This window comes from Methylobacterium fujisawaense, from assembly GCF_039619325.1.
GTDB classification, from domain to species: Bacteria; Pseudomonadota; Alphaproteobacteria; order Rhizobiales; family Beijerinckiaceae; genus Methylobacterium; species Methylobacterium fujisawaense.
The window spans coordinates 6541536-6555302 of sequence record NZ_CP155000.1; the positions used below are offsets into that span (position 1 = coordinate 6541536).

Sequence of the window (13767 nt, forward strand, 5' to 3'; positions counted from 1 at the left end):
TGCGGACGCATGTTGACCGGCGTCGCGACCGACCGACCGGACTGGGCCGTGGAGGGTCGCGACTGGCCCCATAGGGAGGCCAGCCGCTTCGTGGAGGCGGCGGGCCTGCGCTGGCACGTCCAGGAATTCGGGTCCCCGGATGCCCCGACGCTGCTGCTCCTGCACGGGACGGGGGCGGCCACGCATTCCTGGCGCGGGCTGGCGCCGCTCCACGCCCGTGACTTCCGCGTCATCGCCCCGGACCTGCCGGGTCACGGTTTCACGGATCCCCTGCCCGACGCCGACCTGTCCCTGCCCGGCATGGCCCGGGCCGTGGCGGGCCTCGTGGCGGCGCTCGGCCGGCCGCCCGTCCTGGCGGCGGGCCACTCGGCCGGTGCGGCCGTGCTGGCACGGATGTGCCTCGACGGCGCCATCGCCCCGCGGCTGCTGGCGGCCTTCAACGGCGCCCTGGCGCCCTTGCCGGGGGCGGCCAATCTGCTGTTCCCCGGCATGGCGCGGCTCTTGTTCCTCAACCCGCTCACCCCGAAGATCTTCGCCTGGACGGCGGACCGCGCCGCGGCCAAGCGGCTGATCGAGGGGACCGGCTCGCGCCTCGACCCGGAGGGCGTCGATCTCTACCGGCGGCTCTTCGCCCGGGCCGGCCATGTCCGCGGTGCGCTGGGGATGATGGCGAACTGGGATCTGGCCGGCCTGCACCGGGCGCTGCCCGGCCTCGCGACCCGGACCGTGCTGATCGTCGGCGGCGACGACAGGGCCATCCTGCCGGACACCGCCTTCGCCCTGCGCGACCGCCTGCCCGACGCCCGCGTCCGCCTGATCCGGGGTCTCGGCCACCTCGCGCACGAGGAGGCGCCGGAGCGCGTGGCCGAGGTGCTGCGCGCGGAGGCTTTGGACGCGGGCCTTCTGTCGCCGCCGTGACCCGGACGGGACTGGCGTCGGCCTTGCGTGGGTCGTAGAGCCTGCCGCGGGCCGCAAGGGCCTGCCGCTTAGACAGCACAATTAGCCAGCACAAGGAGCAGCCGGGACGATGGCGAGACCCGTGATCGGCGTCATCGGCAATGCCCGCCTGATCGACAATCGGTTTCCGGCGCAGATCGTCGGCGAGAACAACATGCGGGCGGTGGCCGCGGTGGCGGGAGCCCTGCCGCTGATGTTCGCCGCCGCCCCGGCGATCACCGACCTCGGCGACCTCCTCGATACCGTGGATGGCATCCTGCTCACGGGCGGCCGCGCCAACGTCCACCCGACCCGGTTCAACACCGAGCCCTGCGCGGCGCACGAGCCCTACGACGAGGACCGCGACGCCGTGGCTCTGCCGCTGATCGAGGCCTGCGTGGCACGCGGGGTGCCGCTGTTCGGCATCTGCCGCGGCTTTCAGGAGATGAACGTCGCCTTCGGGGGCAGCCTGCACCCGGAGATCCGCGACCTGCCGGGCCGGCTCAACCACCGCATGCCGCGCCTCCCGAACGGCGAGATCCATCCGGACTTGGAGGTGATCTTCGCCGACCGTCACGAGGTCCGCCTGACGCCCGGAGGCGCCTTCGCCCGTCTCCTCGGACGCGAGACGATCCGGGTGAACTCCCTGCACGGCCAGGGCATCCTCGAACCGGGCGGACGGATCGTGATCGAGGGGGTCGCCGAGGACGAGACGGTCGAGGCGATCCGCGTCCGCGACGCGGCGGGCTTCGCCCTCGGCGTCCAGTGGCACGCCGAGCACGATCCGGCGACCAACCCGCTCAACCGCGCCCTGTTCGAGGCCTTCGGGACGGCCGCGGCGACGCGGCACCGGGCAAGGGTGGCCGGGGGGCGCTGAGGCGCGGCATCGGTCGCGGACGGCGATCCCCTGACGGGGCGCCGATGCGGCGGGCGGCCGCCGTCTCCACGCCGCCAGAGGCTGCCAGGCATCGGCGTCCAGGGTCGGGCGAATCGGGCCGCGACGACGGCCCGCGGAACCCGCAGCGCCCGCCCGCGGTTGCCTCGCCATGTCCCCCTCTGCCGATGCGTCTTCCGGTCCCCCGTCCGGCCTGCGGGTGAGCGTCGATCTCAACCTGTGCCAGGCCTATGCCCAGTGCTGCTACGCGGCGCCGCGGCACTTCCGCATCGAGGGGCACGAGGCCCTGTTCTACGATCCCGCGCCCGCCGCGCAGGACCGGGACGACATCGAGCGGGCGCGCGTCGCCTGTCCGGTCCAGGCGATCCGGGTCGAGGATCCGGAGCGGGGCACCTGATGACGCAGCCCCCCGGGCGGGCCCTGATCGTGGGCGCCGGCCTCGCGGCTCTGCGCGGTGCCGAGGCCCTGCGCGCGGCGGGGTTCTCCGGCCCGCTCACCATCGTCGGCGACGAGCCCCATCCTCCCTACGACAGGCCGCCGCTGTCGAAGCATGTCCTGACCGGTGCCGTCGCGGCCGACGCGACGACGCTGCCGGGACGCCACGGCCTCGCGGCCGACTGGCAGCTCGGCATGGCGGCCGTGAGCCTCGATCGGCAAGCCCGCACGGTCCGCCTCGCCGACGGGCGTGCCCTCCCGTACGATCGGCTGCTCATCGCCACCGGCACCCGCGCCCGACCGTGGCCGAACCCCCACGAGGGCCGGCTCTCCGGCGTCTTCACCCTGCGCGGGCGGGACGATGCTGCCGCCTTGCGGCGCGCCCTGGCCGCCGGCCCGAGGCACGTTCTGGTGATCGGCGCGGGCTTCATCGGCTGCGAGGTCGCGAGCCTGTGCCGGCAGCTCGGCCTTCCCGTCACCCTGGTCGAGCCCGGCCCGACGCCCCTGTCCCGCGTGCTCGGCAGCACCGTCGGAGGGTTGATCGGCGCGATCCACGCGGGCCACGGGGTCGCGGTGCGCTGCGGCAGCGAAGTCGAGTGGCTGGAGGCGGAGGGCGGCCGGCTGGTGCGGGCCCACTTGGTCGACGGCGGCAGCATCGCGACCGACATCGCCGTCATCGCCCTGGGCGCGGTGCGCAACACCGACTGGCTCGAAGGGTCCGGCCTGTCTGCGGATTGCGGCGGGGTCGATTGCGACGCGCGCGGCTATGTCCTCGACACCGACGGACAGCCCGATCCGCACATCGCCGCCGCCGGCGACGTGGCGCGCTTTCCCCATCCCCTCTACGGGGGCCGGCGCGTCGCCCTGGAGCACTGGAGCCACGCGGTGGCGCAGGGCATCCATGCCGGCCGGCTGCTCGCCGGCGCGGGACCCGAGGTGCCCTACGGCGCCCTGCCGACCTTCTGGTCGACGCAAGGAGACCTCGTGGTGAAATCCGCGGGTCTGACCGAGGGCGCCGACGCCGTGGCGATCACGCAGGGCGATCCGGCCGCCGGCCGCTTCGTCGCCCTCTACGGCCGCGAAGGACGCTGCATCGCGGCGGTCTCGGTGGATTCCGCCCGCTGGCTGCCGGCCCATGCCGAGCTGGTCGCCGCCCGGGCCCCGTTCCCGCCGCACGGCGCCGCGACCGACCGGCCGAAGGCCGTCACGATCCTCGAGCCGGGCTTGCCCTAAGGAACCCGCATGCCCGACGCCACCCTCCTCAATCAGGTCAAGGATTTCGCCAACCGGCCGAATCCCTATCCGATCTATGCGCGGCTGCGGGAGAACCCCGTCTCGCGCCAGGACGACGGCACCGAGGAGGGCACCTGGGTTGCGGCGACCCACGGCACCATCGCCAGCCTGCTGCAGGACCCGCGGGTCAGCTCCGAGACCCTGCCCCCGGCCGACCGGCCGCGCACCGGCAACCCCCTCACCGACCTGATCGTGAAGCCGCTCAAGGACTGGATGATGGACCGGCACCGGGTCTTCATCTTCCGCGACCCGCCGGACCACGATGCCCTGCGCTCCGCGGTGATGCACCAGTTCAGCCGGGAGCGCGTTCAGGCGATGCGCGCCCGCTCCGACCGGCTAGTCGCCGATCTGCTCGACGAGAAATGCGGCGCCCGGGAGATCGATGCGGTCGACGACCTCGCCTACCCGCTGCCCGTGACGGTGATCTGCGAGCTGTTCGGCGTGCCCCGGGAGGACGAGCCGAAGTTCCACGGCTGGGCGACGCAGCTCGCCACCGCGCTGGAGCCCGACAGCCTGTCCGATCCCGAGATCCGCGCCGAGAACAGCCGGACCTTCGACGCGATCGGCGGCTACATGGCCGACCTGATCAAGGACAAGCGGAAGCACCCGGGGGACGACATGCTGTCGGGGCTTGCCAACCACGCGACCCCGGCCGGGGTGAAGATGGGCGATTACGACCTCATCGCCACTTCGATCCTGATGCTGGTGGCCGGCCACGAGACCACCGTGAACCTGATCACCAACGGCCTGCTGACCCTGCTGCGCCATCCCGACGAGCTGGAGCGCCTGCGGCAGGATCCGCTCCGGGCCCCGCGGCTGATCGAGGAACTGCTGCGCTACGAGCCGCCGGTGCAGTTCCGGACGCGGCGGACGCTCTCGGCCATCGACATCGCGGGCGTGACGATCCCCGAGGGCGCCGACCTCGTGCTGCTGCTGGCCTCCGGCAACCGCGACGGGGCCGTCTTCCCGGATCCCGACCGGTTCGACCCCGACCGCGCCGGACTCCGCCATCTCGGCTTCGGCGGCAGCCTGCATTACTGCGTCGGCGCACCCCTTGCCCGGTTCGAGGCCGAGGCGGCGCTGACCGCCCTTGCCCGCCGGCTCAAGGCGCCCCGGCTGATCGAGGACCCGCCGCCCTACCGGTCGGGCGCGGCGCTCCGCGGGCCCGAGCATCTGCGGGTGGCGATCGACGGGATCGCGTGAGGCGCCGCCGGGCCGGCGGGGCGGCGGCGCACGATGCCCCTCAGGCGGCCTTGACGGCGGCGAGGAAGGTCGTGACCTCCGCGCCGAGGCTCGCCGAGTAGCGGGCCAGTTCCTGCGCGGCGCTCAGGACCTGTCCGGAGGCCGTCCCGGTGTCGCGGGCCGCCTGCCGGACGTCGGCGATATCGGTGCTCACCGCCTGCGTGCCCTGCGCCGCCTGCGTGACGTTCCGGACGATCTCGCTGGTGGCCGCGCCCTGCTCCTCCATGGCGGCGGCCACGCTGAGCGCCACCGTGCGCATCTCGTCGATCGTGCCCCCGATCGTCCGCATCGCCTCGACCGCCTGCCGCGTCTCGGTCTGTATGGCCGCGATCTGCGCCGCGATGGTCTCGGTCGCCCGGGCCGTCTGCGAAGCGAGCGCCTTCACCTCGCCCGCCACCACGGCGAAGCCCTTGCCGGCCTCGCCGGCGCGCGCCGCCTCGATGGTGGCGTTGAGGGCCAGCAGGTTGGTCTGTCCGGCGATCCCGGCGATCAGGCCCATCACCTCGCTGATCTGATCGGTGCCGCGGGACAGCACCTGCATCAGGGCGTTCGTCTGGGTCACATCCGTGCTGGCCCGGTCGGCCATCGCGGAGGACTGGGCGACGCGGGCCGCGATCTCGTGGATCGAGGCGGCCATCTCCTCGCTGGCCGCCGCCACGGTCTGCACGTTGCTCGACGTCTGCTCGGAGGCAGCGGCCACGCGCACGGACTGGTCGGTGGTCCGCGCGGCCGTGCGCGTCATCTCCCGGGCGGTGGCTTCCATCTCCACCGCGGCCGAGGACAGCCCCTGCGTCAGCGCGCCGACCTGCGTGTCGAACCGGGCGGTGATCGCGTCCAGCATCTGGGCGCGGCGCATCTTCGCGTCGTTCTCCGCCACGGCGGCCGCGTCGGCCGCGCGCTTGGCGATCAGGGCGTCCTTGAACACCTGGACCGCGCGGGCCATGGCGCCGACCTCGTCGCCGCGCCGCTGGTCATCGACCGTCACCGCGAGATCGCCGTCCGCGAGGCCGCGCATCGCCGCGGTCAGGCGGGTGATCGGACGCGCCAGGCTGTTGCCGACGAGGAGGAGCAGCGCCAGGATCGGCAGGGCGAGGCCGGCGGACCAGACGGCGATGGTGACCGCCCGGTCGCGTACGGCCGCGTGGACATCGTCCCGGTACAGGCCGGTGGCGACGATCCAGCCCCACGGCTTGAACATCTGCACGCTCGCGACCTTCTCCACCGCCACGGACCCGCCGGCGCGCGGCTTCATGTAGTCGACGAAGCCGGAGCCGTCGCGCGTGGCGGTCTCGACCATCTCGGCGAAGTAGCGCTTTCCGCCGGGGACGTCGGTCTGGTCCACCACCCGCTTGCCGACGTTCTTGGCGTTGAAGGCGTTGGCGATCAGGTGACCCTGGGCATCGAGGACGAAGAAGTAGTCCTCGCTGCCGAAGCGCAGGGCGGTGATCGCCGCGAGGGCCGCCTTCTGCGCCTCGGCGAGGGGCATCTGGCCCGCGGTGGCCTGCGCCTCGTAATGGCCGAGCAGGCTCTGCGCGACCTCGGTGAGGCGCTTCGTCATCAGGGCGCGATCCTCGAGCGCCGAGCTGCGCATGTCGACGTAGCTCAGCGCGCTCAGGGCGCCGATGGCCACGAGCACCAGGACCATCACGGCCGCCAGCTTGTGGCGGAGCTTGAGGTTGGCGAGACTGTGCCACGGCACGGCACGGTCGGCGGACGGGCGGCTGGTCTGGTTGGGAATCATCCGAGCACCGGAAGAGGACGCCTGCAGCCTGCCGGAACAGGGTCGCCGTCGGCGCTGCATCGGGCCACTTTCGCGCGATCGGGTTAGTAAATCGCAAAAATTCGCGACCGAGAGCCGGAACCATGAGGGCGGATGTCGAGAGGCGCCCCGTGAAATCAGCCTATCTCAGTAAATTTACATAGATTAGTATCTAATTCTATTCGAGACGGGACAGCAACTCAACTGTTCACGGCTGTCCGGTCACGCTGTAGTGTACCCGCCTGAAGCAGCCCGTGTCCGGCCGCAGGGGCGAGCAGGCGGTCGGCCCGACGATCAGTCCGGTCTGCGCCACGAGCGCGAGCCTGTCCGGCCCCAGGATCCGTCATCGATCGGCAGGCTCCGATGGCGCCGGTCCGGCAGCGGCTCCCGGCCGGCAGGACCGCGGCCGCCCCGACACGGATCGCCCGAGCGGAGCGTCATCGGTATTAAACGTGCTTCGACGATCTTCATGGAAATGCAGCGACGGAATTCCCCTGTGCGGCAGTTCGATCTATTGTTGCATCGCCTAGCGGATCAGTCGGGAACGCCGCGATTTCAGGAGGGCACCATGTTGCACGGTGCGCGAACGAGCCTCGCCGCCCTCATCCTGGCCCTCGGCCTGGGCGGCGCATCCGCCGAATCCGTGGCCACGACCTGGACGGACCCACCGGCCCACAAACCGGCCACCGAAAAGGCGCCGGCCGCGGATCAGAAGGCGGCGGCGCCGGCAACGGCCGCCTCGACCCCCGCGGCGGCGACGAAGGCCCGGCCGACGCCCGCCAAACGGACGGCCGTCGCGGCGCGGCGCGAGCCGGAGCGGAAGGCGGCACGCGGCCCATCATCGACCGCCAAGCGGTTCGCCGCCGCGCCGCGCCGGGCCCGCATCACCGCGGCGCCGGCCCGCATGATCCGCAGCGGCCCGCAGATCGCCGCGGCGCCCCCGCCTCCGCCTGAGGGCTACGCGCGCTACCGCGCCTACAATTACGGGCCCGGCTATGGGTACGGCTACGCGCCGGACGACACCGACGACCGCCTCGATCGCCTGAGCAGCGCGCAGGCCGCCGGCTACGTCGTGGTCCGCCGCCGGACGGTGCAGTTCCCCGACGGCCGGACCCTGCGGGTCTACCGCCCGGACCCAGAGGGTGAGCCGTTCTGATCTGACACGCCTGCGAACACCGCCCGCAGGGGGGCCCTCAGAATCTTCCCGGCGGGGTTGCGCGGCAGGAGTTCGTCCCGGATCACGATCCGCACCGGGACCTTGAACGCCGCGAGCCGCGCGGCCGCGAAGGCGCGGATCTCCGAGGCGTCGGCACTCGACCCCTCCGCCAGAACCACGATGGCGCCCGGCTCCTCCCCGAGGGTCGGATGGGGCACCGGCAGCACCACGGCGTCGATCACGTCCGGATGGGCGTAGAGGGCGTTCTCGACCTCGCAGCAATAGATGTTCTCGCCGCCGCGGATCAGCATGTCCTTGATCCGGTCGACGATGGTCAGGAACCCCTCGTCGTCGGCGCGGGCGAGGTCGCCGGTGCGCAGCCAGCCCTCGGAGAGGGCCTCGGCGGTGGCCGTCGGGTCGTCCCAGTAGCCGCGAACCACGTTGGGGCCCTTCACGCAGAGCTCGCCGACCGCGCCCGGCGGCAGCACGTCCCCGAGGGGGTCGACGATCCGCACCTCGCAGACCGGCAGGGGCGGACCGCAGGACTCGGGATGCGCGAGGTAATCCTCGCCCTGGTGGTGGGTGAAGGTCGCCGAGGTCTCGGTCATGCCCCAGCCGGTCCCGGGGACGACCTTCGGCAAGGCCTCGCCGAGCGTTCGCACGAGGTCGCCGGCGGCCGGGGCGCCGCCATAGGTGACGCCCTCGAGACTCGGCAGCGGCCGTCCGGCCTCCCGGGCGGCGGTGGCGAGCTGCCACGCAATGGTCGGGACGCCGCCCGCGCTGGTGCAGCCCTCCCGTTCGATCAGGTCGAGGGCCGCGTCCGCGTCCCAGCGGTGCATCATCACCAGCCGGTGGCCGCCGTAGAGCGCCGCCCCGAGGCTCGCGTGGCAGCCGGTGACGTGGAACAGCGGGATCACCAGCAGCGCCGCCCGCTGCGGCGCGGACGGGTCGGGCTTGGGCGGGCTCTCGCCCCGGCGCAGGGCGCTGCGCGCCGCCGAGTAGGGATAGACCATCACCGTCGTGGCGGCCGCCCGGTGGGTGCCGACCGCCCCCTTGGGCTTGCCGGTGGTGCCCGAGGTGTAGAACAGCGTCGCGTCGTCCTCCGGATCGAGAGCGATGTCGGGCAGGGGCAGGTCGGGCAGGGCGGCCCAGTCCCGGACCGGCCCCACGATCTCGGCGAGCGGCATCGCACGGGGGTCCGGCTCCATCCGGGTGGTGAGGACCCGCTCCAGGGCCGGGCATTCGCCCAGATGCGGGGCGAGCCGGGCGAAGCGCTCGCCGTCGGCAATCAGCACCCGCGCGCCCGAATGCTGCAGGCCGTAGGCGAGCTCGGGCCCGGTCCACCACGCATTGAGCGGCGTCGCGATCGCCCCGGCGAGCAGGGCGCCGAAATAGCTCACCGGCCATTCGGGCAGGTTGCGCTGCGCGATGGCGACCCGGTCGCCCTTGCGCAGGCCGGCCTCCACCAGGGCCCGCGCGAGGGTGGTCGCCGCCCGGGCGAAGCCCGTGAAGGTCACGCGCTCGTCCTGATAGACCACGAAGGTCTTCTCTCCGTGCCCCCGGGCGATCCGGAACAGGTCGCGCAGGGTCGGCGGGGCCTTCTCCCAGATCCGGGTCGGCACGCCCCGGATCGGCACCGTGGCGATGGCGAAGGGTGCGCCCGGGGCGGTGAGCCGCGCCTCGGCCTCGCGGAAGGGCAGGGAAGGCCAGCCGGCGGGGATGCGGGGGTCGAGACTCATCGGGCGATGGTCACGCCGCCGTCGATGACCAGTGCCTGACCGGTCACGAACCGGCCCGCCGCGGAGGCCAGGAACACGGCGGCGCCGGCGATCTCGTCGGGCTCGCCGATCCGGCGCAGGGGCGCGGCGTCCGTGGTGGCGGCCAGCATCTCGGGATCCTCCCACAGGGCCCGGGCGAAATCGGTGCGGATCAGCCCCGGGCAGAGGCAGTTCACCCGCACGTTGGCGGGCCCGTACTCCACCGCGTAGTTGCGGGCGAGCTGGAGGTCGGCGGCCTTCGAGACGTTGTAGGCGCCGATCACCGGCGACCCTTTGAGCGCCCCGATGGAGGAGACGATGACGATCGCGCCGTCCCGCCGCGCCACCATGCCGGGGGCGACCCTCTGGATCAGCCAGTGGTTCGCCAGGACGTTGTTCTCGAGGATCTTCCGGAACTGCGCATCGGAGATGCCGGCCAGCGGCCCGTAATAGGGATTGCTGGCGGCGTTGCAGACCAGCACGTCCACCGGGCCGAGGCGCGCCTCGGTCTCGGTGACCAGGGCTTCCAGCTCGTCCTTCACCGAGATGCTCGCCGGGATCGCCACGGCGCGGCCGGCGCCGTGCGCGGCCTCGATCTCGGCGACCACCGCGTCGCAGGCCTCGCGCTTGCGCGAGGAGATCACCACCCGGGCGCCGTGCTCGGCCATCCGCAGGGCGATCGCCCGCCCGATGCCCCGGGAGGAGCCGGTGATGAGCGCGACCTTGCCGGTCAGATCGAACAGGGACATGGCTCGCCTCCGCGCTGCGCAGGGCCGGACACGCCCGCCAGCTTGGTTCCGCGGGATCTGACGGTCGCGACGCGCCCCCTCTCCCGTACGGGAGAGGGTTGGGGTGAGGGGTGCGCGCTGTCCGGAAAGACCCGATCCCTCACCCTGTCCCTCTCCCGCACGGGAGAGGGGACCAGCGCCTCACGCGGCCACCGCTGGTGTCTCCGGACGCCGCCCATCCTCACGCCCCCGCCCGCATCGACCGGCGCAGGCGCGCCATGCCGGCAAGCCACCGTTCGGGATCCTCGGCCCGGCGGCGGGCGTATTCGGCCACCTGCGGGTGCGGCAGGATCAGGAAGCGCCCCGATGCCAGCCCATCCAGGGCGGCCTCGGCGACGGCCTCGGGTGACAGCACGCCGTCGCGCGACGCGGCGCTGGCGGCCCCCAGCATGGCGGTGTCGACGCCTTGCGGGCACAGGGCGGCGACCTGGATCCCGTCCGCGGCATGGGCGATGGCGAGATGCTCCAGAAAGGCCAGCGCCGCGTGCTTGGTGGCCGAGTAGGTGGCGCTGCCGATCTGGCTCAAGAGCCCCGCCGCCGAGACGGTGCCGAGGAACGCGCCCCCGCCTCGGGCGCGCCAGAGCGGGACCAGAACCCGCGCCGCGTGGACATGGCCCATCACGTTCACCGACCACGACCGCGCCCAGCTCTCCGGATCGGCGGAGGTGGCCAGCTCCGGATCGGGGTCGCGCTCCAGGATGCCGGCATTGGAGCAGTAGAGCGCGACGGGACCGATCTCGGCCTCGATGCCTGCGAGGGCAGCGGCGACCGCCTCCGGGTCGCCCACGTCGAGGGGGTAGGCGCGCCCGCCGAGTTCCGCCGCCACGACCTCAGCCCCGGCGCCGTCGCGGTCGAGGACGACCACCGTCGCGCCCCGGGCCCGGGCCGCCCCGGCGAGCGCCCGGCCGATGCCCCGGGCGGCCCCCGTGACGGCGACGACGCGGCCGGAAAGCTCCATGCTCAGGCCCCCGCCCGCTCGGCGAAGCCCCAGGCCGCTTCGGCAAGCTTCGGGACGCGTGCCGCCATGGCGGCGGCGTGCTCGCTCGCGGCGTTGCCCGCCTTGGCGCGGGCGGCCACACCCTGCAGGATGCCGACCAGCCGGAACAGGTTGTAGGCGAAGTACCAGTCGAGGTCGGGCAGGCTTTTCCGATCCGCCGCCCGGCAGTAGAGCGCCACCGCCTCGTCCCGTGTGGGAATGCCCAAAGCCGGCAGGTCGAGCCCGCCGAGCCCGCTGCGCCCGTCGGCCGGCAACTCCCACTGCATCAGCAGGTAGCTGAAATCGGCGAGCGGGTCGCCGAGCGTCGACAGCTCCCAGTCGAGCACCGCGCTGACGCCGCCGTCGCGGGAAAAGATCAGGTTGTCGAGGCGGTAATCGCCGTGGACCACGCAGGCGCCCTGCTGCTCCGGCACGGTCCGAGGCAGCCACGCGATCAGCCGCTCGACGTCCTCCAGGCGCCCGTCCTCGGCGGCGCGGTACTGGCGGGTCCAGCGGTCGACCTGCCGGGCGAAGTAGTTGCCGGGCCGGCCGTAATCGGAGAGCCCCGCCGCCTCCGGGTCGATGGCGTGGAGGCGGGCGAGCGTCGCGATCATGCCGGCGTAGTGGCGGTGGCGGGCGTGGCGGTCGAGGCCCGGCAGCGCCCCGTCCCAATGCACGGCGCCGTCCACCGCCTCCATCACGTAGAAGGCCGCGCCGATGATCTCCGGATCCTCGCACAGCGCGAAGGGCCGCGGGACCGGGAAACCCTCGCCGTAGAGGGCGCCGATCACCCGGAACTCCCGATCCACCGCGTGCGCGGAGGGCAGGAGCGGGCCGAAGGGTTTTCGCCGGAGCACGTAGGCCTGGGCGGGCGTGTCGAGCCGGTAGGTCGGGTTCGACTGGCCGCCGCGGAACTGCTGGACGGTGAGCGGACCGGCGTAGCCCCGCACATGCTCCACCATCCAGGCGGCGAGCTTCGCCTCGTCGATCCGGTGGCGCGGCTCGACCGGCTTCACGCCGGAGAAGACATCGGGCTCGCTCATGCGCGCTCGGCCTCCGGGGCTCCTGGCCGGGCATTGGTGTAGCGCCCGAATTCCAGCCGGGCGATCGAGCGGTTGTGGACCTCGTCGGGCCCGTCGGCGAGCCGCAGGGTGCGGATATGGGCGTACATCCTGGCGAGCCCGAAATCCTCCGAGACGCCGGCCCCGCCATGGGCCTGGATCGCGTCGTCGATCACCTTCAGCGCCACCCGGGGCGCCGCGACCTTGATCATGGCGATCTCGAGCTTGGCGCCCTTGGCGCCGACCTTGTCCATCATGTCGGCGGCCTTCAGGCAGAGGAGGCGGGCCATCTCGATGTCGATCCGCGCCTCCGCGACCCGCTGCTCCCAGACCGACTGCTCGGAGATCCGCTTGCCGAAGGCGACCCGGGACACGAGGCGGCGCGCCATGGCCTCCAGGGCTACCTCGGCGGCCCCGATGGTGCGCATGCAATGGTGGATCCGGCCCGGCCCGAGCCTTCCCTGCGCGATCTCGAAGCCGCGGCCCTCGCCCAGGATCAGGTTCCCGGCCGGCACGCGGACATGCTCCAGCACCACCTCGCCGTGGCCCTTGGGAGCGTCCTCGTAGCCGAAGACCGGCAGGAGCCGCTCCACCCGCACCCCCGGCGTGTCCATCGGCACCAGGATCTGCGTTTGCTGCCGGTGGCGGGGGGCGTCCGGGTCGGTCTTGCCCATCAGGATCGCGATCCTGCAGCGCGGGTCGCCGACGCCGGTCGACCACCACTTGCGGCCGTCGATGACGTAGTGGTCGCCGTCCCGGCGGATCGACGTCGCGATGTTGGTGGCGTCCGAGGAGGCGACCTCCGGCTCGGTCATCAGGAAGGCCGAGCGGATCGCGCCGGCCATCAGGGGCCTGAGCCACGCCTCCTTCTGGGCCGGGCTGCCGTAGCGGTGCAGCACCTCCATGTTGCCGGTATCGGGCGCCGCGCAGTTGAAGACTTCCGAGGCGATCCCGACCCGGCCCATCGCCTCGGCGCAGAGCGCGTAATCGAGGTTGGTGAGGCCGGCGCCGCGGTATTCTACCGTGTCGTGCTCGGGGGAGGGCGGCAGGAACAGGTTCCACAGGCCCTCGGCCTTCGCCCGGTCCTTCAGCCGCTCCATCGTGGGCGAGGGGGCACGGCTCTCCGTCCGCTCCGCCGCGACCGCGGCGGTGGCCGGCAGGATCTCGGCGGCGATGAAGGCGCGGACGCGGTTCAGCCAGTGCGTCTGGGACTGGGAGAGGTTGAAGTCCACGGTGTCCGCTCCCTAGGGTTTTCCTGCCGGCCAGCGCACCAAGCTGTGCGAGCCGGCTGCCCGCCGTCCCACTGCCTTCACCCGCGGCGCGACGGGCCCCCTCTCCCGTGCGGGAGAGGGTTGGGGTGAGGGACGAGAACTCTCAGGATCAAGCAACCCAGCGACGCGCGTCCCTGGCGCGCCGCCTCCGGACAGACCTGATCCCTCACCCTGTCCCTCTCCCGCACGGGAGAGGGG

At 72.9% G+C, this 13767-nt stretch carries 12 protein-coding genes; 6 read left to right on the top strand and 6 right to left on the bottom strand.

Translation table 11 applies throughout. From position 1 onward, the window contains the following. Window positions 1–9 precede the first annotated feature (9 nt). From bchO to ABC766_RS31245, 5 genes are all read left to right on the top strand, one after another. Entirely contained in the window at window positions 10–918 is a 909-nt protein-coding gene (gene bchO, locus ABC766_RS31225; protein WP_043383113.1) for an alpha/beta fold hydrolase BchO, read from the top strand. Between the two features lie 109 nt (window positions 919–1027). Beyond that, on the top strand, window positions 1028–1813 hold the full coding sequence (locus tag ABC766_RS31230) for a gamma-glutamyl-gamma-aminobutyrate hydrolase family protein (RefSeq protein ID WP_043354002.1): 786 nt from the start codon (window positions 1028–1030) through the stop codon (window positions 1811–1813). Between the two features lie 169 nt (window positions 1814–1982). Then, on the top strand, window positions 1983–2228 hold the full coding sequence (locus tag ABC766_RS31235) for a ferredoxin (RefSeq protein ID WP_345820332.1): 246 nt from the start codon (window positions 1983–1985) through the stop codon (window positions 2226–2228). Further along, window positions 2228–3499 carry an FAD/NAD(P)-binding oxidoreductase gene (locus ABC766_RS31240; RefSeq protein WP_345820333.1) on the top strand — a complete coding sequence of 424 codons (1272 nt, stop codon included), beginning with the start codon at window positions 2228–2230 and terminating at the stop codon, window positions 3497–3499. The genes ABC766_RS31235 and ABC766_RS31240 overlap by 1 nt, the downstream gene beginning before the upstream one ends. A gap of 9 nt (window positions 3500–3508) precedes the next feature. Next, a complete protein-coding gene (locus tag ABC766_RS31245; RefSeq protein WP_345820334.1) occupies window positions 3509–4762 on the top strand; it encodes a cytochrome P450 in 1254 nt (417 codons plus the stop codon). A 40-nt stretch (window positions 4763–4802) separates the two neighbouring features. Here the strand turns inward: ABC766_RS31245 and ABC766_RS31250 are convergent, their stop codons facing one another. Next, entirely contained in the window at window positions 4803–6542 is a 1740-nt protein-coding gene (locus ABC766_RS31250) for a methyl-accepting chemotaxis protein (RefSeq protein WP_043354008.1), read from the bottom strand. Window positions 6543–7128: 586 nt separating this feature from the next. Here ABC766_RS31250 and ABC766_RS31255 point away from each other — a divergent pair. After that, window positions 7129–7716: a hypothetical protein gene (locus ABC766_RS31255; RefSeq protein WP_342142569.1), complete on the top strand. Its 588-nt coding sequence runs from the start codon at window positions 7129–7131 to the stop codon at window positions 7714–7716. Here ABC766_RS31255 and ABC766_RS31260 read toward each other — a convergent pair. The 5 genes from ABC766_RS31260 to ABC766_RS31280 form a co-directional block, all read right to left on the bottom strand. Beyond that, window positions 7683–9455 carry a class I adenylate-forming enzyme family protein gene (locus ABC766_RS31260; protein WP_345820335.1) on the bottom strand — a complete coding sequence of 591 codons (1773 nt, stop codon included), beginning with the start codon at window positions 9453–9455 and terminating at the stop codon, window positions 7683–7685. The genes ABC766_RS31255 and ABC766_RS31260 overlap by 34 nt on opposite strands. Continuing rightward, window positions 9452–10222, bottom strand: coding sequence for an SDR family NAD(P)-dependent oxidoreductase (locus tag ABC766_RS31265; RefSeq protein ID WP_043757020.1), 771 nt, complete (start codon window positions 10220–10222; stop codon window positions 9452–9454). Before ABC766_RS31265 ends, ABC766_RS31260 begins: the two co-directional genes overlap by 4 nt. A gap of 220 nt (window positions 10223–10442) precedes the next feature. Beyond that, window positions 10443–11219 (bottom strand): SDR family NAD(P)-dependent oxidoreductase, encoded by a 777-nt coding sequence (locus ABC766_RS31270; protein ID WP_345820336.1) that lies wholly within the window; start codon window positions 11217–11219, stop codon window positions 10443–10445. A gap of 2 nt (window positions 11220–11221) precedes the next feature. Continuing rightward, a complete protein-coding gene (locus ABC766_RS31275) occupies window positions 11222–12280 on the bottom strand; it encodes a phosphotransferase family protein (RefSeq protein WP_345820337.1) in 1059 nt (352 codons plus the stop codon). Beyond that, the gene (locus ABC766_RS31280) at window positions 12277–13530 is read right to left on the bottom strand and encodes an acyl-CoA dehydrogenase family protein (protein ID WP_345820338.1); all 1254 of its coding nucleotides are present in this window, start codon (window positions 13528–13530) and stop codon (window positions 12277–12279) included. Before ABC766_RS31280 ends, ABC766_RS31275 begins: the two co-directional genes overlap by 4 nt. Window positions 13531–13767: the final 237 nt, after the last annotated feature.